Here is a 21,579-nt window from a genome sequence, read left to right on the forward strand (position 1 = left end):
AAAAATAACACTCACTGTGCAACAGACTGAGTTAGTTATATAAAAAGAGAGTAACAGTGTAATGGAAGCATTAACGATTGACCAATTTTTGGATTCATTGTGGTTAGAGCGAGGATTATCGCCAAATACATTAGCTTCGTATCGGTTCGATCTCTGTTTAGTTGAAAATTTTTTGGCTGACAAAAACATATTATTGTCAGAAGCGAGTTATATGGATCTCAGTGATTATTTTAGTTTTCGTTTAAATTGCGATATCGAATATAAAAATAGCTCTACTGCGCGCTTGATGAGTGCATTACGTCGTTATTATCAATTCTTGTGTCGCGAAAAACTAAGAGAAGATGATCCGAGCGCGAAACTACAAAGTCCTAAAACTATTAAGCCACTGCCTAAGTCACTCTCTGAGTCAGAGGTCGATGCGTTATTATCTGCACCCGATATTACCGACCTTGTTCAGTTTCGTGATAAAGCGATGTTAGAGCTGTTATATGCAACGGGATTACGTGTCTCTGAGTTAACAGGTTTGTCGATTGAGGAGATAAACTTGCAGCAGGGGGTGGTGCGTATTACAGGTAAGGGTAATAAAACTCGTTTAGTGCCGATGGGGGAGGAAGCGAATTACTGGGTGGATCGTTATATCACTGAAGTAAGAAGTGAGCTATTGAGCGGTCAAAGCAGTGATATATTGTTTCCTAGCCGTCGTGGTAATGCGATGGTGAGGCAAACCTTTTGGCATCGCATTAAATTTTATGCACAGGTTTGCATGATCGATAAGGATCTTATCTCCCCACATGTATTACGTCATGCTTTTGCAACACACTTGCTTAACTATGGTGCTGACTTACGTGTGGTGCAGATGTTACTTGGTCATAGCGACCTTTCAACCACTCAGATCTACACCCATATCGCACAAGACCGTCTGAAAGGCTTGCATGCTGAGCATCATCCGAGGTCTTGAATCTGCTATCAGGAGAATCAACAACACTTAATATATGCATTTTACTGTAGGTCGGGATTTATCCCGACAATTTCTGATTAGTTATCGACCCTCAGCTAGTATCTTAAAATTACTATTTTGACCCCTACAGGCTGCTGACAGTTAAAGACCGAGAGTCTCTCTATCCTTTTTATTGATTTATTTTTTTGTTGATAATGAGAGTTATTATCGTTAGTATTCTGCAATCCGTCATTATACTTTGGAACAGATCACTGTGTTGCAGTTTAAAAAATTACTTTCAACCCCTTTAATCGCTATACCGTTACTGGCTTTTTCACTCTTTTCACATGCAACAGACATTAAAGAGTTACAAAAAAGCAGTCTTACGGATCAACAGCAAAGCCAGCAAGCACAGGTAAAGATCAATAAGCTAGACGAGCAAAAAAGAATGCTTATCGAGCAGGTTAAGGCGCTACAGGCTGAATCTGAAAGCTTAGAGGTTTATAACCAATATTTAGCGCGTTTATTAGCAGATCAAGATAGCGAAAAACTATCTATTGCAGCACAAATAAAAGGTGTCGCAGAGACTCGCCAAGGTTTAGTGCCATTGATGATGTCGATGCTAGATAATTTAAGTACCTTTATTGCATTAGATGCGCCTTTCTTGCCCGATGAGCGTCAACAGCGACTGGTACAATTACAAGCGATGATGGATAAAGCAGATGTAAGTGATGCTGAAAAATTTCGTCGTTTATTAACGGCTTACCATATCGAAGCAGAGTACGGCAGTAAGATGGGGCAATACCAAGGTGACTTAACCCTTGATGGCGTTGATCGTACGGTAAATTACTTCTACTTAGGGCGTGTTGTATTTGTTGCAGTATCACTTGATAGCAACAGTGTTTGGTTATGGGATCGTAAAAATAATAACTGGATGAGTATTGATTCAAGTTATGCACGTGACATCAATAAAGCGATCCGCATTGCTCAAAAAACAGATATTCCTGCATTATTAAAATTACCCCTTTTAAGTGAGGCAAACTAATGAAAAATTCTATTTTGTTAGCCCTGTGTTTCTGCCTTCCTGCTTTCGCTTATGCAAATAGCTCAGCAAACACTCTAGATTCGTTGTTGCTAAAGGTGAAAGCACAGCAATCAGAAAATCGTAGCATCGAATCACAACGAGATACTGATTTTTCTGCCGATCTATCGGTATGGCAAGAAAAGCTTAAAGTAGCACAACAACGTTTAGCGCTCGCTAAAAAAGATGCAGCAGAAAAAGGTGCTGCATTTGAGAGTAATGAACAACAGTTAGTTGAGCTAACTGAGGCGTTAAATATTAATAAAGAAAATCTTGGTGAGCTATTTGGTGTTGTGCGTCAAGTTGCAGGTGATTTTTCTGGTCAGATTCAAGGTTCGGTTATTTCTGCGCAATACCCAGAGCGTAATGCATTTGTTAATCAACTTGCACAAAGTAAAACATTACCCTCATTAACAGAGCTTGAAAAATTGTGGTTTGTAATGCTGCAGGATATGACCGAGTCAAGCAAGGTCGTGCCATTTTCTACTCAAGTATTAGATGCACAAGGTGTTGCAAAAAATGAGCAAATCACACGTCTAGGTGGATTTAACTTAGTTGCTGGCTCAGATTCTGCTAACGGCTCTCAATACCTCGTGATTGATAGTCAGTCAGAGCTTCCGCAACCACTGTCTCGTCCGGTTGCAAGTGAAGTGCAATCAACACTTGAGACATGGCAGAATAAAGACACACGTTTAACGCCTTTCTATTTTGATCCTGCAAAGGGTGAGTTATTAACGGTTTTATCGCGTACGCCTACATGGACTGAACGTGCGCAGCAGGGCGGTATTATTGGTTACATCATCCTCTCTATTTTGCTATTCGGTTTAGTTATTGCGGCTGTGCGTTTTGCTTTGTTAACGAAAGAGTCTGCAAAAATCAAATTGCAATTGAACAGTGAAACAGCAAGTCAAGATAACGCGTTAGGGCGTGTTATGGGTATTTACCAAGCCAATAAACAGCAAACGACGCAGTTATTAGAGCTAAAGCTTGAAGAAGCAATCTTATGTGAAGTTCCGCGTCTTGAGCGTGGTTCAAGTGTATTAAAAGTACTGGCTGCGATTGCACCAATGATGGGCTTATTAGGAACGGTGACCGGCATGATCGGTACGTTCCAATCTATTACCTTATTTGGAACCGGTGATCCTAAGTTAATGGCGGGCGGCATTTCGATGGCATTAATTACCACTGTATTAGGTTTAATCGCGGCGTTACCGCTGTTACTTATCCATAGCTTATTACATAGCCGCGCTAATAACTTGATTAACATTATTGAACAGCAAAGTGCGGGGCTCATCGCCTCACAAGCCGAGCTACATGAACAAACTAATACTGCGACTGAACAAAAACTAGCAGATAGAAAAAGCGCATGAATTGGTTTAGTGACTCGTTTTACCTAATTGAACGCTTCATCGATAGTGGTGGTCCTGTGCTGTTAGGTATTGCACTACTGTTATTGCTACTGTGGATATTGATGCTTGAGCGCGGTTATTACCTATTTGTTCACTTTCCTGTTTATCAGAAGCAGATGCTACAGCAATGGCTTGCGCGAGATGATAAAACCTCATGGTATGCAATTCAGATTAGACAAGGGAATTTGGCACAAGCGTCAATGCGCCTAAAGCAGAATATGGATTTCTTAAATGCGTTAATAAAGATGTTTCCACTATTAGGCTTACTGGGTACTGTCAGCGGCATGATTCAAGTATTTGATGTGGTTGCAGTGCATGGTACGGGTAATCCTCGGTTGTTAGCTTCGGGTATTTCATTAGCGACGATTCCGACTATGGCAGGACTCGTATGTGCATTGTCGGGGTTATTTATTTACTCACGTTTACAAAGCCATGCGAAAAAATTACATGCGCAATTAGCGTTAAAACTAGTTAGTAAATAAAAGCGCCTAAAGATATTAAATGAATAAGCAGGAAAACCAATGAGAAGAAGAAAAGCACGCGCAGAAGACGATAGCCAAATTGATATGACACCGATGCTTGATGTTGTATTTATCATGCTTATTTTCTTTATTGTGACTACTTCATTTGTACGTGAATCAGGGCTTGAAGTTGATAGACCAAGCGCTGCAACCGCTACCGAACAAACCAAAGCGGGTATCTTTGTTGCGATAAAAGATACAGGTGAAATCTATATCGATAACCACCAAGTTGACCAACAGCGTGTACGTGCAAGCTTAGAGCGCCTAATTGCCTCTCAAGGTGAAGTCGGTTTAGTGATACAAGCAGATAAAGAAACACGCCATGGTGCGGTTGTTGGTGTGATGGACGCTGCACGTGAAGCGGGCATTAAACAGATATCTGTTGCTGCACAGGCTGATAAATAATGCGTTTTTTGATCCCTTGTTTATGTGCACCAGTCATTACTTTCGGGTTATTGCTCTTTATGGCGAGTCTTATTAATCAGTCGGCAGAGCAGCACCACGAGAAACAAGAGAATCCCTACTTTGAGCTATTCGTTAATAATACCGATGAGTCTTTTGAATCGCGTAAACGTACTAAACCGGAGCCACCTAAACCGGAACAGCCACAGGAAATTCAACCGACGGAGTTGGTGCAAACTCAAATTAGTAACCCTGATATGAGCGTAGACCTTGAAGTGCCTAGTTTAGATCTTTCTAGTAATGTTTCTGCTATGTCAATCTCAATGCCGGGTATTGAAAGTATGGACATTCCTGTTGCAGGTGCGCCAACGAATACGACAGCAATGCCTTTGTATCGTGTGCAGCCCCGTTATCCACGCAAAGCGGCACGTTTAGGGAAAGAGGGCTATGTGGTTTTATCTTTTGATATTAATGAGGCTGGTCGTGTGATGAATGTGAATGTGCTTGATGCAAATCCTCGCCGTCTGTTTGAGCGCGAAGCTGAGCGTGCACTTAAACAATGGAAATATAAACCAATGTTGGTTAATGGTGAAGCGGTGAGTCAACTTGGACAGACTATTCGCCTTGATTTTCAAATGGAGAAGTAACAATGAAAGTCGCGTTAATATCAGTATTACTAATCGCTAACCTATTTTTTTCCGCATCATCTATCGCGTCAGAAAAATTTTCTTTAAGTGCACGTGTCGGGCAACAAGTGACGAAAGCATTCGAGCTTTACGAGTTAGGAAATATAGATAAAACCTTAGCTGTAATAGAAAAAATAAGACCGCGTAGCGCCTTTGACAAAGCTTATATCAAGCGTTTTCAAGGTAACCTATATTGGGAAAAAGGCGATGAAAAACGCGCATTACAATCACTTCATATAGCGGTTAACGAACATGCTTTGTCTGATCATGAACAAAGTCAAAGTGAGCGTATGCTCGCGGATCTGTACCTCAATCAAAAGCAGACTGATAATGCAATTAAGTTATATAAAACGCTTATTCAAAAAGTGCCAAGTGAAGATCTTTATAAACATTTAGCATTGGCTTATTACCAGAAAAAATCATGGAATAACTTGGTTGATGCAACCAGCAACGGTATTAAATTAAGTGCGGAGTTCAACCAGAGCATTCATATTTTACAACTTAGTGCGTTGTTTGAATTAAAAGATTATAAAAAAGCGAATAAAACCTTAGTCAAATTAACTGAACATGATGCGAAAACTAAGCGCTGGTGGATGCAACTTGCTTCTACGTATCAGATATTAAAACAGGATAAAAAAGCATTAGCGACCTATGAGCAAGCTTACCAGCTCGGTTTTTTAGAGAATAAGAGTGAAATTAAAAGGCTTGCCAATTTCAGAGCTTCATTGGGGGCGCCTTATCAAGCTGCGCTATTATTAGAATCTTCTATCAATAGTGGTAAGTTAGCCGCTGATAGTAAAAACTATCAACAATTAGCACAATTTTGGCAGGTGGCTAGAGAGTACGATAAAGCACAGCAGTATTGGGGGAGAAGTGCTGACTTAAATGGCGATGCACAAAACTATTTCACGCAAGCGCAGTTGTTACAGTTATTAGGTCGCCATGAGCAGATGCTAACAGTTTTAGCGTCGATTAAAGCTGATGACCAAGCTTTGCAGGGAAAAGTTGCAATAACGCAAGTACAGGGCTTATTTGCGCTGAAAAAGTATCAACAAGCGAAGCAGATTGCAGAGCAGTTAATTGATAACCCTGATAATAAAGACCGTGCTCTGCAATGGGTTAAGTTATTAGAAAGTCGTGAAGCTGATGCTCAGCAGTTTGCGATTTAATTAATTAAAAGCAGCTGTTAGTTTTTAGCTGTCAGCGAACAGTAAGTTCAAAGGGAAGAAAAGCAGTTATCAGTTTTTTAGTTGTTAGCTATTAGTTAGTTCAAACCCAATAAAACTAGTTATCAGCTATTAGTAAGCTCAAAGCAATAAAGTCAGTTGTTAGCTATCAGTCACTTCACAATCAAATACGCTTAATTTTCTAAATTGTTCCCATGATCATTATGGGAATACCCACCTTATTTTCCAAATCATATAACGTTGAGTATTGAGCTCTTATCAGCGCAGGCAGGTTTCTACGCTAATACGCGTTGGGCTGTTTAAATCGTTGTCCTTTCAGGCCTGTGTCGCTCTAGAGCACTGCCTACGTATATTATTTACTTTGAATAGTTGTTGATTTGCCGAGGGCGATTTTCTAGAAACAAAAAAGCCGCTAAAGTTTTCACTTTAACGGCTTGAATGATGGTGCTTCGTCTCTGCTCATTAAATTAAAAGCTGAACCAAGGACGCAGTCCGTTCTAGAAACAAAAAAGCCACAACTAAATTAATAGTTGTGGCTTAAATGATGGCGCTTCGTCTCTGGTCATTAAATTAAAAGCTGAACCAAGGACGCAGTCCGTTCTAAAAACAAAAAGGCCTAGATAAATTTCTTTATCTAGGCCTGAATGATGGCGCTTCGTCTCTGCTCATTAAATTAAAAGTGAACCAAGGACGCAGTCCGCTTTAGAAACAAAAAAGCCACAACTAAATTAATAGTTGTGGCTTAAATGATGGTGCTTCGTCTCTGGTCATTAAATTAAAAGCTGAACCAAGGACGCAGTCCGTTCTAGAAACAAAAAAGCCGCTAAAGTTTTCACTTTAACGGCTTGAATGATGGTGCTTCGTCTCGGAATTGAACCAAGGACACGAGGATTTTCAATCCTCTGCTCTACCGACTGAGCTAACGAAGCAAAATTTTAACATCTAACTAAAAGATGTGTTGTAAATGGTGCCGACTACCGGAATCGAACTGGTGACCTACTGATTACAAGTCAGTTGCTCTACCGACTGAGCTAAGTCGGCACACGAAAACGTGTGCATTTGCACCGAGGTTATTAACCTCACTTATCAAGATGTTCTTCAATAAGTTAAAATATGGTGCTTCGTCTCGGAATTGAACCAAGGACACGAGGATTTTCAATCCTCTGCTCTACCGACTGAGCTAACGAAGCAAAACTTGTTGTTTATTTAACGCGGTCTATGTGACGAGGTTAAGTAAACTATAGCATCTAAGATGCGTTGTAAATGGTGCCGACTACCGGAATCGAACTGGTGACCTACTGATTACAAGTCAGTTGCTCTACCGACTGAGCTAAGTCGGCACACGAAAACGTGTGCATTTGCACCGAGGTTATTAACCTCACTTATCAAGATGTTCTTCAATAAGTTAAAATATGGTGCTTCGTCTCGGAATTGAACCAAGGACACGAGGATTTTCAATCCTCTGCTCTACCGACTGAGCTAACGAAGCAAAACTACTTGTTCACAATCTTCAACTCTGTCTATTTCTAAGTGACTAAGTTAATGAAGCGTTGTTCTGTGAACGAGGCGTATTAAATAGATTTTCCTCTCTATCGTCAACCTATTTTTACGCTTTTATTCTGTTTTCATTGCGTTTGCTGATGCATTGAACGCTTGTTGTGTTATTTGTGAACACAAAGTTACTTTTCTGCCGTGTAACCTTCAATTTCGATACCTTTATTTTCAAACAGGTAACCAACCATTGCGGCTTCAATAAGTTTACGATCTTCTACTTTCATTAAATTTAGTTTCTTTTCATTGATAAACATCGTCTGTTTTTGTTGCCATTCCGTCCATGCTTCTTGGCTAATATTATCAAAGACACGTTTTCCAATTTCACCTGGGATAAGTTGGAAAGCAAGACCGGGGGCTTCTTTTTTCAAATAACTACAAAATACCGTGCGTGACATATCTATTCCTTATCTAATTTTTTATTAACAACATTTAATATTTTTTTGGTTGCTGCGGCTAAGCCAATTTTTTGCGGATACTGTAAGTTATACCAAAGCGAACCTGAATCTTCCATCACTTGTGATGTTTCATGTTGCTTAACTTCAATTAATAGTGGTGTTATATCAAAATGGAAATGGCTAAAGGTGTGACGAAAAGTAGCCAGTTCAGTTTGTTGATAATCTTCTATATTGTGTTCTGATAAATGCTCTAGTGCACTATCAATGTTTTCAAACTCCGGAAAACACCATAAACCACCCCAAATACCGACTGGAGGACGTTGCTGCAGTTGGATGGTTTTAGCATCTTCGCATAATATCAACATCACTGCTGTTTTAACTGGAATTTTCTTTTTTGCCTTAGGCGTCGGATAACTGGTCATGGTACCGCTTTTAAGTGCAAGGCAATCCTCGCTGACAGGGCATTCGGTACATTTTGGTTTGCTACGCGTACAAATCATTGCCCCCATATCCATCATCGCTTGATTGAATATATTCGTCTGTTTAGCGGGCGTTAAACGTTCAGCAAGTTCCCAAAGGCGATTTTCAACACGTTTTTCACCGGTCCATCCTTCGATTGTTTGGTGTCGGGTTAAAACGCGTTTTACGTTACCGTCTAAAATAGCAAAGTTTTTGCCTAATGTGAGCGATAAAATAGCCCCGGCAGTTGAGCGTCCAATTCCGGGCAGTGCAATGACATCATCAAAGTGCTCTGGAAATTTTCCATCAAACTGATCACGGATGGTTTGTGCTGCTTTATGTAGATTACGTGCACGTGCGTAATAACCAAGTCCTGTCCAATGATGTAATACTTCATCGATGGGGGCATTAGCAAGATAAGCAACGGTCGGGAAAGAGCGCATAAATTTATTGAAGTAAGGGATCACTGTTGCAACCTGTGTTTGTTGCAGCATTACTTCACTTACCCATGTTTTATAAAGGCTTTTATCACTTTGCCAAGGCAGAGTTTTACGACCATGCAGCGCATGCCAGTTAATGATTCGTTGGTTAAAATGTTTATCTTGCACGTATTGCCTTTGCTTCAGTTTTTAAGAGCACAAAGCATAACAGAGTTAGATAAAAAATTAGAATTACAAAAACTAAGGGGTTAAGGATATAATGTCTGCAGATATGTAAAAGAAGCCCATTAAGGTAACAAGATGACAGACCAAGAAACACCTCAAGTAGATGAGAACGAAGTGCCTAAAGAAGGGCAAGAAGAACAAAAATATATGCGTAAAATACGCTCTTTTGTAAAACGTGAAGGACGCATGACTAACCGTCAACAAACTGCAACGGATACACTATGGGAAAGCATGGGCATCACTTACAAAGAAGAGATGCTGGATTTCACTGAGGTTTTCGGTCGTGACGCGCCTGTCGTTTTAGAAATTGGTTTTGGTATGGGTAAATCTCTTATCGAAATGGCATTAAATGCGCCAGAGAAAAACTTTCTTGGTATTGAAGTGCATGGACCAGGTGTTGGTGCATGCTTAGCGGATGCCGGTGAAGCAGGTGTAACAAACTTACGCGTGATGAATCATGATGCCATTGAAGTGCTAGAGCATATGATTCCAAATGAAAGCTTATCGACGTTCCAACTTTACTTCCCTGACCCTTGGCATAAAGCCCGTCACAATAAACGCCGTATTGTAAATGAAACGTTTATTGAAAATATGCGTCATAAATTAGTCGTTGGTGGCTTGGTTCATATGGCAACAGACTGGGAACCGTATGCAGTGCATATGTTAGAAGTCATAAGCAGCGCAACGGACTATAAAAATACCGTTGAAACAGATTATGCTCCTCGACCAGATTGGCGCCCACTTACCAAATTTGAAGGTCGAGGCCAGCGTTTAGGTCACGGTGTTTGGGATCTTCTGTTTGAACGCATTAGCTAATTTTTACACTGATGATTACTGAACAATGTAACTTAATATTGGTAATTTGATAAGTAGAGTGGTGTGCTAATTATGAAGCGAATATTGCGAAAGTGATATTCGCTTTTTTTATACCTGATACTCTGAAGTTGACCTGATATTTGTACGCTTTATTGTCTTGGTTGATATTATTTTCGATTTTATTTGCGGTGATCAATTAAATGTCAAGTGTTAGTGTTGGTGTTTGTCTATGTTGTTATAATTATTGTTATTATTACTCTTATGTATGAGTAAAATGTAGCTTACAAAAATCAAGTGTTAGAATAATAGGTTTTAGTTAACCGATGGGTTATGGCTAGGTTTTTATTTTTATGTTTTAATCCTTTTTTAAATAATGAGGTGTCGTGTATGTGTATTGAACTGGATAAAAATAAACGTTTTGGCAAAGGAAGGTCAAGAAATGTTTATCTACATCCTTTTAATGATAGTCAATGTATTAAGATTCAACGTGCCTCGTCACCGGGTGCTGCTAATCATTGTGAAATCGCTTTTTTTAATACGAACCTCTCGAGCCCTTTCTATCCAAAATATTATGGTCAAGTTAAAACTAATTTAGGTACCGGACTTGTTGTGGGTCTAATTAAGGATTTTGATGGTCAAATATCTAAATCTTTAGTTCATTATCTGGATGCTAATATAATTACGCGTCAAATAGCTGAAGGTTTTATTCTAGATATTACTCATCACTTTATTTCAAACAAAAAATTAATTCATGATGCTAATTTAGAAAATATTTTACTTCAAAAAGATGAGGCTGGTAACTTAAAGCCTGTTCTTATTGATGGCTTTGGGGCTAAGGATACAGGGGTGCTTTACTTCTTAAGAGCTCGTATTTCGATGCTTGCTGTACATAAGACTAAAAAACTGAAAAAAAGAATGTTAAATCGATTACCTTAACATTCTTTAGTTCGCTTTTTTATTGGTGTTACTTTATTTAGGCTATTCGGTTTTATTCATAGCGAGTGCTTAAATTGCCCAGCCGCCAACATAAAAGACGATTAATGCAATGGTGATAGCAACAATGCCAAAGTTTAGTTTTTTAAACTCGCCTGCAAAAATACGTCCGACAACTAATGTTGTGAAACCAATCATAATGCCGGTTACAATGTTTGCAGAAAGGATAATAAACACTGCACATACCAACCCAGACAATGCATCGACTGAATCATCAAAATCGAGTTTAGAGACATTGCTCAACATTAACAAGCCTACATACATCAGCGCAGGAGCGGTTGCATAAGCGGGTACTAAGTAGCTCACTGGAGAGAAGAATATCATCACTAAAAACAGCACACCAACCACTGTTGCTGTTAACCCTGTTTTACCGCCTGCAGCAGTACCTGCAGCAGATTCAATATAAACGGCTGCCGGTGCGCCACCCACAAAGCCAGCAACGACCGAACTTACGGAATCAGCTGTTAGTGCTTTGCCACCATTAATAATTTGTCCATTTTTATCTAATAGGTTTGCTTGTCCTGCTAATGCGCGAATCGTGCCTGTTGCATCGAAAACGGCGGTCATGACCAACGCAATTACTACGGGTAAAATTGTTGGTGTTAAGGCACCCATGATATCCATCGAGCCGATCAGAGAGCCGCCCTGAGCTGTTTCTAAGCTAGGTAGAGCAAAGAAACCATTGTAAGTTACCGCAGGATCAAACAGTAAGCCAATGGTTGAGATAGCAATAATTACCAATAAAATGCCACCCGGTATGCGTTTTTTTTCTAAACCAAAAATAGCCGCTAAACCTAATACAGACATAACTGCAGAGAATGAATCTATGTTGCCAAGTGCAATCGGTAAGCCTGCGTGGCTATTTTTTACGATAAGGCCAGTACTATCTGCTGCAATGAGCAATAAAAACAAACCGATACCAATGCCGGTACCGTGGGCGATACCAATGGGCAGGTTGGATAATATCCACTGACGAATACCGGTGACTGTAATTAAGGTAAATGTAATACCCATAATAAATACTGCGCCAAGTGCAACCTCGATGCTAACACCTTGGCCTATCACCAAGCTAAATGCGGTAAATGCCGTTAACGAAATTGCACAGCCAATTGCCATCGGAAGGTTTACCCATAGCCCCATCAATAGAGAGCCGAAGGCTGCCACTAAACAGGTTGCTATAAATACTGCGCCAGCGTCAAAACCCGCTGCACTAAGCATGCTTGGCACAACGATAACCGAATAGACCATCGCTAAAAACGTCGTTAAACCGGCGATCAATTCAGTTTTTACTGAGCTACCACGTTGTTTTATTTTGAAAAATTTATCGAGTTTACTCTCAAAGTTCGAAGTGACTTCTGAGGAGGGGGTATCTATCTGTGGTGTATTGTCCTGAGACATTGAAATATTCCTTAAATGGCCACATGGGCAGGTTGTATTTCGTGCGCATTGTCACACAAATGGAAGGGAATATAAATAAGCATCGTTAATAGAATAGATAAAGTTTCATGTACTTTATTGATGTTGATTTACGCTGGTTATTGTTAATAGATAACTGCTCTATGTTTAAGGAGGGATAAGCTTATTTAATTTCAAATAAGTGCTCTTATCTGCTAATACATAATCTTAATGTTGTTTAGTAGGCTACAATCCCACATTAAATATCAATGTGTTATGTTTTCTCCTACACTGTGTTGATAGTTAAAACTAACAAAGCATTTCTGTAGCAGCACTTTGTTTATATATCACTAAAGTGGCTTAACTTATTTTGGGAACTGAGAAAATGAGTGCTTGATAAAGTTAATGCCTAAACATTGGCGAATAAGTTTAGGCATTAGTTTCATCTAACGCCTGCTCACAATGATATTGAATATATAATTTTAGGCATTTGAGATTGCTCTGTGTGAGGTTGCATTAGGGGATCCTAAAACCACAAAGGATTGAGGTTGGTGATTATTATGATAAGACGGTTCATATTGTCTATTTTATTACTTATTGTGGGCAGCGTAAGCGCACAGACCCATGTGATATTAACGAATGATAATAAGCTTGAAATAGAAGAGCATAACTTATGGTTTAAAACTCGAGCGCTTGATACAGCGCCTGGTTTTATCGAGATAACTCAGAGTTACCAAACTGGTTATCAGGCGCCTTCTACCTTAGGTGGTAGTGGAGCTTATATTGCTAAAATAAGGATAAGTAATCGCCTAGAAAATAGAACGACACAGTTTGTTAACCTGCAAAGTAACTATTTAGATATAGGAACGGCCTATTGGCAGTCAGACGATGGGCAAATAATTGCTTTAGAAAATTTTGGTCAAGTAGAAAATAGGGCGCCGAAATTATCACATTCACAAACCTTTTCATTAATTATCAACAAGGGAGATAGTGGTTTCCTTTGGATTTATATCCAAGCTAAAAAGTTCGCTACGCCTGTTGTGGTTAAGTTTTTTGATAAGGCAACATTCTATCATGATCAGTTCTTTATAAATAGCATTACTACGATTGCCTTTACTGTGATGATAACGTTAGCTTTAATCGCTTGTTTGATTTACATCAGAACAAGGTATCTAGTAACTTTAGCCTGCGCGGGCTATATAGGTTTACATGGTTTGGGTTGGTTAGTTGCGTCGGGGAGTTTAGGACATTTAATTAACGCTGCTTCATTTAACCCAGTATACCTCGGTATTATGATTTTCCCTTTTGCGATCGCTTCAGCAAGTCAGTACACCAAGTTGCTATTTAACTGTCGACAAGAGCATATCAAACTAAACAACCTGTTTAATTTAGTATCCCTAATCAGTGTTGCATTGGGGGTGTTGATGCCACTCTTCTCTTTTGATTTTAGTTACCTTATCTCTCATCTCATCGCGACTATTTGGATACCTCTGTGTATTGGAACCGGTGTGTTTATGCTAACTAAGCAAGATTTTAGAGCTAAATATTATTTGGCGGGTAACCTGCTTTATGGCATTGCTTTGGCTGTTTATTTACTTTCTCATCGTTATCACCTCGATGCTGACATCTTTCCTGAATTAATCGTACAAGTCGCATTGGCTATTGATTGTGTCTGTATTCTGCTGTCGTTGGTTGAGTGGTTACAAATACAACAAAAAGAATATCGTCGTAATTATGCTGTTTCGCGTATTGATCCGCTGACAAAAATAGGAAACCGCTTTGCGCAAAATGAGTTCTTCGCCAATTTAAAAGGAGGCTACTGCATCACTTTTATCGATTTTGATGGCTTTAAAGCGATAAATGATGCTTTAGGGCATGATGAAGGCGATCGTTTTTTAATTGCAGCGGTTAGGATAATGCAGCAAAAATTAGCCGATTTAGGATCGATATTTCGTTGTGGAGGAGATGAGTTTATTTGGGTGGTGGGTGTTGAAAGTTCACAACAGGTTGATTCATTTTTCATAACGTTGAGTGACATTATGCTCAACACTGAACAAGAGCTTAAACACTTAGGATGGGATGATGCGGGTCTCAGCTTTGGTATAGCGACTAGTTTTGAATCAGTAAATCAATCGGCGTGTTTGTCACTAGCAGATAAGCGTATGTATCAATGTAAAAAAGCGAAGAAAAATAATGGGCAAGTAGCCGTGTGAAATATTAAAAGGGCACTTTCATAAAGATAAATAAATACATTACCAATAAAATTATACTTCCTTTCATCTTTTACTTGGCAATAGCGATTATCTACTTACATAGGCGAGTTTCTGAACATGGTTAAAAGTTATTGTGAATTAGATGGTTGCAAGCAGGTTTCGTTTTTTGTTGTTTGCAGTGGCTGAAGGTAGCCAAAATAATAGCAGCTATTTCTAAACAAACGTTGACATTCATCTGAGATTCTATAAAGTGCACTTCAGCAGGAAAGAAAGCCTTTTGTTTACATTCTCCATTTGCAGTTTTATTTATAATATCTCGCTCTGTAGTTTTTAAGTTCCAGTCTGTTTTTACGCTACTCACGCCTTTTTAAAGGCAATCTAACATTCAAATTACAGGATAATATTATGTCTAAAGTTCAAGGTACAGTTAAATGGTTCAACGAATCTAAAGGTTTTGGTTTCATCGAGCAAGAAAATGGTCCAGACGTATTTGCACATTTCTCTGCAATCTCAAGCGAAGGTTTCAAAACTTTAGCTGAAGGCCAAAAAGTTGAATTCACAGTAAGCCAAGGTCAAAAAGGACCAAACGCTGAAAACATCGTAGCTCTTTAAGCTGCAATGATATTTAGCGTTTTATAACGCTAAATAAAGATTAAAAAAAATGGTAAACCTTCACAGGTTTGCCATTTTTTTTGTCTGTTGAATATTGTATTTAAAGTGCATTGGACCTAAATAACTTATGCAGTAAATTTTAGTGTTTAATTCAAGTATGTTTAAAGTTGCGCTATTTTCTCTTCCATATCTTTAATTTTATTTGAAACGACGATCTCAAGGTGTCTTAAGTCATCTAATAATTGTTCCTTCACCTCTTTTTCTCTATTGGCGCTAATCGCTAGTGCATCTAATTCTCCGATAATGCTGCGTAACGTCGGGTTAATTTCAGACATATTAGTAAAATTATCCCCTTTATATCCACCACTCACTCTTTTTTGCTGGCGTTGAAACTTAAACTTGCTACTACGAGCAAGAAATTCACGACCACTTTTTTTAAAGTAGATCTTTAAAATATCGCGCTCACCCTCTTGGCGTAGACTGTAACGTTTTATATCTTCAACATTCTTGATTCCAATACTTTTTAAATGTGTGTGCATAAATTCTCCTAATAGAAACAGTGGGCTAAAAGCCATTCTTGCTATTAGGTGTAGTTTCTTTTAGCTATAAATACAATACTCTTTATCAGGCGGGTCACAAAACCGATGGAAATAGATGAAGATATTACTTAATCTCCCAAGAAATTAATCGTTTACCATTAATGTGTAGGAAAGTAAGAGTCGGAAGTGCATTTCTGAAAAGAGGGCGCTGGTGATGCATTAAGGCAAGGAATTGGGTGGCTGCACAATAGATAAAGCTTCAATTGATATAATTATACCAATTACAGTAAATAGCTGATCTATTTTACTGGTTAAAATAACTTACTTCTGCGTTGTAAGTTTCGCAAAGGGAGCAACCTTATGTGGTAAAAATTAGCGTTTAGCTATGAAGAAACGATGAATTTTGGCGATTACTTTAACGATGTTGGAATGCTGCTGGTACGCATATTGCCATTATGCAATGGAAAATATGCCCAAGGTAAAAGGTTTACAAGATGTTTAATGCCAAGTGATAAACATGCGGGCGATTAAAAGTGATCACTAATTATTCATTATTTAAATTAAGCGATAAGGAAACAGAAATGTTGCTTTGAGCTAGAATCAATAAGGAGCGTTTTATTTTTACAGGGAGTGTTTAAGTGAATGTCCATATTGCTATTTCCCATCTGGTTACTTATATCGCTGTTTTATCTTTTTTTATAGTAGCGGGCGTGCAAGCGCAAGGTAACCTGGATGTTGCTATTACGCTAGAGCCTCCCGTTTTAGATCCTGCTATAAACGCCTCTGCTTCAGTACAAAAAACAACCTATCAAAATATCTTTGAAGGGTTAACTCAAATTGATAACCTCAATCAAGTTCAACCTAGCTTAGCTGATAGCTGGCAAGTAGATGAAAGTGGCCTGCTGTATACTTTTACACTACGTAAAAATGTGTTTTTTCATGATAGAAGGCAACTGACAGCTGCTGTCGTTAAATCTTCATTAGAGAGAATAATTGCAACTAACAGTATTAATCCAATCAAAGACAAATTTGCCAATATCAAAGATATTTCTGTTATCAGTACATATGTTATTGAGGTTAAACTCAGTTGGTCTAATGGCGATTTCCTATATAACTTAGGATTAGGTAATGCGGTTATTCAACACCCTAAATCCTGGAGAACGAATGCGACAAAACCGATAGGAACAGGCCCTTATCGTTTTGTTAATTGGAAAAGAGGCAGTCATATTACACTTGTTGCTAATCATCACTACTGGGGGAAGGTTGGTAGTATAAAGAACATTAAGATAGTTTTTACGCCGTCAAGAACTCAGATCGTCAGTTATTTAGCTGATGGCTTGTTAGATGGTTACTCAAGCATGACAGAGGTTGGATTCTTAAATTCTTTGTTTGTCATTCGTCAAGATTATACATTGAAAATGGGCAATACAAGTGGCGAGATCATCATTGCCATGAACCATGCGAATGAGATGTTATCTTCCTTAGCGATACGTCAAGCCATCACACTATCCATCAATAAAAAGCAGATTGCTGACACGCCTAATTTTATCACTGGTGCTGAGATAGGTAGTCACTATTCACCTGATGATATTGCCTATTTAGACTTAACTAATGCTTACCCTTTTGACCTGAAAAAGGCCAGACAGCTTATTGATGATGCTGATATTGCTATTAAGCCATTGAGGTTGATTGCTCCACCGACCAGTTATGCGCAATATATTAGTTTGCATCTACAGCAAATGTTACTGGAAATAGGTTTTACCCTAGAAGTAGAAGAGGTGAGTTGGCAAGAGTGGTTAACGCGTGTTTATAAAGATAAAGACTATGACCTAACGATTATTGCACATACTGAGCCCGATGATTTGGACATTTATGCACGTGATGATTATTACTTTAATTATAACAGTCACGATTACAAGCAAATTATAGAGCAATTAAATCATACTCACGATAAAGCGTTACGTATTGAATTATTAAAGCAGGCGCAGAAAAAGTTAAGTGATGATGCCGTTAATGTATTTTTGTTTATGTTACCTAAAGTCGGTATTTGGCATAAACAGTTACGTGGGTATTGGATCAACGAACCTATACCTACGATGATATTTTCGCAAATGCACTGGCAAGAATAATATGACAGTAAAATTAAAAAAAAGATTGTGTCGTAACGTACTGATATTAACACTCCTGCTAACAGGAACGACATTGATCGCCTCTATAGTAGGCATTTTTTCTCTAAACGCAGTGCAAGCAGACTATCAGCAGATTAAGGACAATAATTTCTCTTTATTGTTAAAAATGAGTGAGTTGAAAGCACAAACTGATGGACTTATTCATATATCAACTGAAATGTTATTGTCTGAAACAGCCAATGAATTGCAATGGGATATGTTAGAGGCCTCAGACAAACGTTTATGGATAGACAAATTGTTTGATCAATTGATTGGGCATACTGATGACCATCAGCAACTATTAATATTGAAATTACGTTTATATTCCCACCTGGATGAGATCTTCAGTGTAGTGTCTAATAAATTCAACTTTTCTGAACAGTTTTTTAAACGTTATGCAGAAGCTGAAGCGTTAAAAAAAGAGAGCTTGAGGGGAGGGGATATGCAATTTTATATTATCTTAGATGATGCTCTTGTACATTTTAACCTGCCCATTAATAAACAATTTAACGAGAATAGAGAAGCCGATACTGATGCATTGATGAGTCATATTGACAATATTTTGAATACTGTTGATCAGCAACAAGCACAAAAATTGCAAACATTGTTCTTAGGTAGCGAGTCACTTGGTGTGAGTTATCAACGTTATCTGCAGCAATTAACTCTTTTTGAACAATTACGCTTAAAAAATGAGATTTTTTCAGAAAAGCTTGTCTCTTTCATTGCCGGAAATTTAGCAAGTATTCAGGATCGCTTTAGTGTCGAGCTTGTTTCACTCGAACATAAAATAAAAGAGCGTAAGCAGTATCTATATATCGTTACTTTGTCATGTTTATTTATCAGCCTATTGTTACTTATTATGCAGTTCAGGTTTATTCGTCGTATTGACGTTATTCGTAAGGTTATCAATGCCGGTAATAGTGATCGAAACATGCATTTCACTATAAAAGGAAAGGATGAAATTAGTCAGATGGCACGTTCGGTCAAATCATATGTAGAACGATTGGTCATCAAAGAGCAAGAGTTATTGGCTGCCACTGAACAATTAGCACACCTTGTTTCTTACGATAGTTTAACGGGTACCTATAATCGTCAATATTTCGAAGCTCATTTGGTACAAGAAAATGCACGTTATCTTCGCTATAAAGAGGTGTATTGTTTAGCAATGATGGATTTAGATTTTTTCAAACAAGTAAATGACAATTATGGCTATGAGATGGGGGATAAAATAATAATTGAGTTTGCAAAACGGATTTTGTTGATTATTCGTGAAACAGATGTATTTGCCCGTTTTGGAGGAAAAGAGTTTGTTTTATTGATGCCAAATACGAGTGAGAGGGATGCTTTTTTGTTAATGGATCGTATTAGGCTAGCAATGGAGGAGGTCCCCTATAATTCTGATGGGCAAGCAATTACATTTACTGTCAGCATCGGCATGGTTGAAGTGCAGCGGGCAGAGAAAAGTGATCCAATTAAGCAGATCACGTTAGCCGGAAAAGGATTATATGAAGCAAAAGCGGCAGGGCGCAATAAAGTTTGTATCTATAAAGGCTAAGTATCCTATTCGCCTATCGTTTCTCGATGTTTTGTACTGTTGTTATCTCATCGGCTACTTGCCAAATAATATTGAAGTCGAGTAAGTGAACAGCGTAAGTTTTATTATCCTGCGTGCCTTTTTTGTAAGCAGGACGTGGATCTTGTTGTAAAACTTCCGTTATTAAGGCTTTTAGTGCTGTATTTTCATCAATCACTTTTTGTGCAACTGAGGAAAATTCAATTTTCATTGTTGTTTCTGGTATTTGTTGTGCAAAACCCGCACTTGCATTTGGTTTCGCGTCAGCATAAGGAATATAGGGTTTGATATCGATAATTGGTGTGCCATCAACAAGGTCTATGTTACTTAGGCGCAAAAAGATTTTCCCCTGTTTTTGCATTACACCATGAAATTCAACCAATGATAATCCAATAGGGTTAGGGCGATTAGGGCTGCGCGTTGCAAAAACGCCGACACGTTTATTACCGCCTAAGCGAGGTGGGCGAACCATAGGTTGCCAATCTGTTTGTTGCTTATTTTTATGAAAAACAAATGTAAGCCATAAATGGCTGAAATCGTCTAAACCTGCAAAAGCATTAATATCGTTATAAGGAGGATGTATCTCTAGTAATGCGATGGCACTGGGTACTAAGCCTGGTTGGCGAGGAACAGCGAATTTCTCTTTGTAAGGTGAGTGTATTGTAGCGATGGTCGTAAATGAAAAACTATTCATTGTCAGTAATATCCACGTCAAGCGCTTGTCCGTAACAAATAACATTTGAAAGACACGTTTTATCTGCTTTGAAAGTAAGACAAGATTGGAACACAATACCATTGGCATTCATGTTTGCGGCATTAACACGTGCTTTCGTTCTTGCTTCTTTTATATCTGCTGGTAATTGATTACTTTCTTCTTGGCAGCTACTACCCTCTACAACACCAATTAATTGGTAATCTAGATCAGGTAAGTCAGTTTTAGAATAAACAATGACTTGTGATGGTTTGAAGTATTCTTCAAAATTGTCCTTGTCTAAATTAGAGGAAAATTGGTAATTGCTACAACCTGCTAAAAGCAGTGCGGGAATTAAAGCTGTGAGACGTAGTATAAGCAACATTAATAAACTCTTTATAATAGAAGAAAAAAGGCGATAATAGCACCGCTTTATAAATTATAGGAAAAAGTATGACAACAAGTAATAAAAAACGTGCCATTTTTCTCGATCGAGATGGTGTAATAAATGTAGACAATGGTTATGTTTCGGTTGTTGATGACTTTGAATTTATTGAAGGCGTTATTGAAGCGCTACAAACATTAAAAGCGAAAGATTATTTAATCGTCGTGATCACCAATCAATCAGGCATTGCACGTGGTTATTTTACTGAAGATCAATTTCATACCTTAACGGAATGGATGGATTGGTCATTAGCTGATCGTGGAGTTGATTTAGACGGTATCTATTATTGCCCTCATCATGCAAAACATGGCATTGGTAAATACAAAGTAGACTGTGATTGTCGTAAACCCAAAGCAGGTATGATAATTGAAGCTGCTACTGAATTAGACATTGATATTAGCCAGTCCATTTTAGTTGGCGATAAAGTGTCAGATATTCAAGCAGGTATTGCGGCAGGGGTGACTAATAACTATCTAGTAAGAACAGGTAAAGATATTACTGAGCAGGGCGAAACTTTGGCAACTGCGATATATGATGATTTGGCCACATTAGTTGCAGAGCTAAATTAGTAATTAGCAATAACTTTGTGGGTAACTTGCTGTTGTCTGTGGGTAACTTGTGGTTAAAAGTGGTATAAAAATTAATTGCAAAAATAACACATTTTTCATTAAAAAACGCTTGCCAATAAGTTCTCAGTCCCTATAATGCGACCCCACAGACACGGTGACTGACGCAAGTTAATCAACGTAGTCCGAACCAACAAACTCTTAGAGTTTGAGTCGAAAATCTTAGTTAAAATAAGGTGTTGACAAGGTTCACAGGTAGCGTATTATACGCA

The 21,579-nt window shown here is 38.4% G+C and carries 20 protein-coding genes and 5 tRNA genes; 14 read left to right on the forward strand and 11 right to left on the reverse strand.

The window, feature by feature from the left end; genetic code table 11:
- Positions 1-61: 61 nt before the first annotated feature.
- The 7 genes from xerD to QQK09_RS10570 all read left to right on the forward strand — a co-directional run bounded on the left by xerD (position 62) and on the right by QQK09_RS10570 (position 6,205).
- The gene (xerD, locus tag QQK09_RS10540) at positions 62-958 is read left to right on the forward strand and encodes a site-specific tyrosine recombinase XerD (protein WP_284204096.1); all 897 of its coding nucleotides are present in this window, start codon (positions 62-64) and stop codon (positions 956-958) included.
- A gap of 253 nt (positions 959-1,211) precedes the next feature.
- Positions 1,212-1,982: a DUF3450 domain-containing protein gene (locus QQK09_RS10545; protein ID WP_284204097.1), complete on the forward strand. Its 771-nt coding sequence runs from the start codon at positions 1,212-1,214 to the stop codon at positions 1,980-1,982.
- Positions 1,982-3,388, forward strand: a complete 1,407-nt coding sequence (locus QQK09_RS10550; RefSeq protein ID WP_284204098.1) for a MotA/TolQ/ExbB proton channel family protein — start codon at positions 1,982-1,984, stop codon at positions 3,386-3,388. The genes QQK09_RS10545 and QQK09_RS10550 overlap by 1 nt, the downstream gene beginning before the upstream one ends.
- On the forward strand, positions 3,385-3,909 hold the full coding sequence (locus QQK09_RS10555) for a MotA/TolQ/ExbB proton channel family protein (protein WP_284204099.1): 525 nt from the start codon (positions 3,385-3,387) through the stop codon (positions 3,907-3,909). The genes QQK09_RS10550 and QQK09_RS10555 overlap by 4 nt, the downstream gene beginning before the upstream one ends.
- 39 nt (positions 3,910-3,948) lie before the next feature.
- On the forward strand, positions 3,949-4,353 hold the full coding sequence (locus QQK09_RS10560) for an ExbD/TolR family protein (RefSeq protein WP_284204100.1): 405 nt from the start codon (positions 3,949-3,951) through the stop codon (positions 4,351-4,353).
- Entirely contained in the window at positions 4,353-4,997 is a 645-nt protein-coding gene (locus QQK09_RS10565) for an energy transducer TonB (protein ID WP_284204101.1), read from the forward strand. The genes QQK09_RS10560 and QQK09_RS10565 overlap by 1 nt, the downstream gene beginning before the upstream one ends.
- Before the next feature lie 2 nt (positions 4,998-4,999).
- The gene (locus tag QQK09_RS10570; RefSeq protein ID WP_284204102.1) at positions 5,000-6,205 is read left to right on the forward strand and encodes a tetratricopeptide repeat protein; all 1,206 of its coding nucleotides are present in this window, start codon (positions 5,000-5,002) and stop codon (positions 6,203-6,205) included.
- 871 nt (positions 6,206-7,076) lie between these two features.
- On the opposite strand, the gene QQK09_RS10575 is transcribed toward QQK09_RS10570, so the two are convergent.
- The 7 genes from QQK09_RS10575 to mutY form a co-directional block, all read right to left on the reverse strand.
- A tRNA-Phe gene (locus tag QQK09_RS10575) sits at positions 7,077-7,152 on the reverse strand.
- Positions 7,153-7,188: 36 nt separating this feature from the next.
- A tRNA-Thr gene (locus QQK09_RS10580) sits at positions 7,189-7,264 on the reverse strand.
- A gap of 73 nt (positions 7,265-7,337) precedes the next feature.
- Positions 7,338-7,413: transfer RNA gene (locus QQK09_RS10585), tRNA-Phe, on the reverse strand.
- Between the two features lie 74 nt (positions 7,414-7,487).
- A tRNA-Thr gene (locus QQK09_RS10590) sits at positions 7,488-7,563 on the reverse strand.
- 73 nt (positions 7,564-7,636) lie between these two features.
- Positions 7,637-7,712: transfer RNA gene (locus tag QQK09_RS10595), tRNA-Phe, on the reverse strand.
- Positions 7,713-7,902: 190 nt separating this feature from the next.
- Entirely contained in the window at positions 7,903-8,172 is a 270-nt protein-coding gene (locus QQK09_RS10600) for an oxidative damage protection protein (protein ID WP_284204103.1), read from the reverse strand.
- A gap of 2 nt (positions 8,173-8,174) precedes the next feature.
- Positions 8,175-9,239: an A/G-specific adenine glycosylase gene (gene mutY, locus QQK09_RS10605; protein WP_284204104.1), complete on the reverse strand. Its 1,065-nt coding sequence runs from the start codon at positions 9,237-9,239 to the stop codon at positions 8,175-8,177.
- A 132-nt stretch (positions 9,240-9,371) separates the two neighbouring features.
- On the opposite strand from mutY, the gene trmB reads away from it, so the two are divergent.
- Both trmB and QQK09_RS10615 read left to right on the forward strand, forming a co-directional pair.
- Positions 9,372-10,112, forward strand: coding sequence for a tRNA (guanosine(46)-N7)-methyltransferase TrmB (trmB, locus tag QQK09_RS10610; RefSeq protein ID WP_284204105.1), 741 nt, complete (start codon positions 9,372-9,374; stop codon positions 10,110-10,112).
- 387 nt (positions 10,113-10,499) lie between these two features.
- Positions 10,500-11,048, forward strand: coding sequence for a YrbL family protein (locus QQK09_RS10615; protein WP_284204106.1), 549 nt, complete (start codon positions 10,500-10,502; stop codon positions 11,046-11,048).
- A 69-nt stretch (positions 11,049-11,117) separates the two neighbouring features.
- On the opposite strand, the gene QQK09_RS10620 is transcribed toward QQK09_RS10615, so the two are convergent.
- Positions 11,118-12,503 carry an NCS2 family permease gene (locus QQK09_RS10620; protein WP_284204107.1) on the reverse strand — a complete coding sequence of 462 codons (1,386 nt, stop codon included), beginning with the start codon at positions 12,501-12,503 and terminating at the stop codon, positions 11,118-11,120.
- A 557-nt stretch (positions 12,504-13,060) separates the two neighbouring features.
- Here QQK09_RS10620 and QQK09_RS10625 point away from each other — a divergent pair.
- Both QQK09_RS10625 and cspE read left to right on the forward strand, forming a co-directional pair.
- Positions 13,061-14,713: a sensor domain-containing diguanylate cyclase gene (locus tag QQK09_RS10625; RefSeq protein WP_284204108.1), complete on the forward strand. Its 1,653-nt coding sequence runs from the start codon at positions 13,061-13,063 to the stop codon at positions 14,711-14,713.
- Between the two features lie 405 nt (positions 14,714-15,118).
- A complete protein-coding gene (cspE, locus tag QQK09_RS10630) occupies positions 15,119-15,325 on the forward strand; it encodes a transcription antiterminator/RNA stability regulator CspE (RefSeq protein ID WP_284204109.1) in 207 nt (68 codons plus the stop codon).
- A 161-nt stretch (positions 15,326-15,486) separates the two neighbouring features.
- Here cspE and QQK09_RS10635 read toward each other — a convergent pair whose 3' ends face one another.
- Positions 15,487-15,864, reverse strand: a complete 378-nt coding sequence (locus QQK09_RS10635; RefSeq protein WP_284204110.1) for a DUF3461 family protein — start codon at positions 15,862-15,864, stop codon at positions 15,487-15,489.
- A gap of 638 nt (positions 15,865-16,502) precedes the next feature.
- On the opposite strand from QQK09_RS10635, the gene QQK09_RS10640 reads away from it, so the two are divergent.
- Positions 16,503-17,993 carry an ABC transporter substrate-binding protein gene (locus tag QQK09_RS10640; protein ID WP_284204111.1) on the forward strand — a complete coding sequence of 497 codons (1,491 nt, stop codon included), beginning with the start codon at positions 16,503-16,505 and terminating at the stop codon, positions 17,991-17,993.
- Between the two features lies 1 nt (position 17,994).
- Positions 17,995-19,587 carry a GGDEF domain-containing protein gene (locus tag QQK09_RS10645; RefSeq protein WP_284204112.1) on the forward strand — a complete coding sequence of 531 codons (1,593 nt, stop codon included), beginning with the start codon at positions 17,995-17,997 and terminating at the stop codon, positions 19,585-19,587.
- 13 nt (positions 19,588-19,600) lie between these two features.
- Here QQK09_RS10645 and tsaA read toward each other — a convergent pair whose 3' ends face one another.
- Positions 19,601-20,299 (reverse strand): tRNA (N6-threonylcarbamoyladenosine(37)-N6)-methyltransferase TrmO, encoded by a 699-nt coding sequence (tsaA, locus tag QQK09_RS10650; protein WP_284204113.1) that lies wholly within the window; start codon positions 20,297-20,299, stop codon positions 19,601-19,603.
- Complete coding sequence (gene rcsF / locus QQK09_RS10655) at positions 20,292-20,681, reverse strand: Rcs stress response system protein RcsF (protein ID WP_284204114.1); 390 nt, start codon at positions 20,679-20,681, stop codon at positions 20,292-20,294. Before rcsF ends, tsaA begins: the two co-directional genes overlap by 8 nt.
- A gap of 68 nt (positions 20,682-20,749) precedes the next feature.
- Between rcsF and gmhB the strand changes: the two genes are divergently transcribed.
- The gene (gmhB, locus tag QQK09_RS10660) at positions 20,750-21,310 is read left to right on the forward strand and encodes a D-glycero-beta-D-manno-heptose 1,7-bisphosphate 7-phosphatase (RefSeq protein ID WP_284204115.1); all 561 of its coding nucleotides are present in this window, start codon (positions 20,750-20,752) and stop codon (positions 21,308-21,310) included.
- Positions 21,311-21,579: the final 269 nt, after the last annotated feature.

It is taken from the genome of Psychromonas marina (assembly GCF_030161115.1).
In the GTDB taxonomy this organism is placed as follows: Bacteria; Pseudomonadota; Gammaproteobacteria; order Enterobacterales; family Psychromonadaceae; genus Psychromonas; species Psychromonas marina.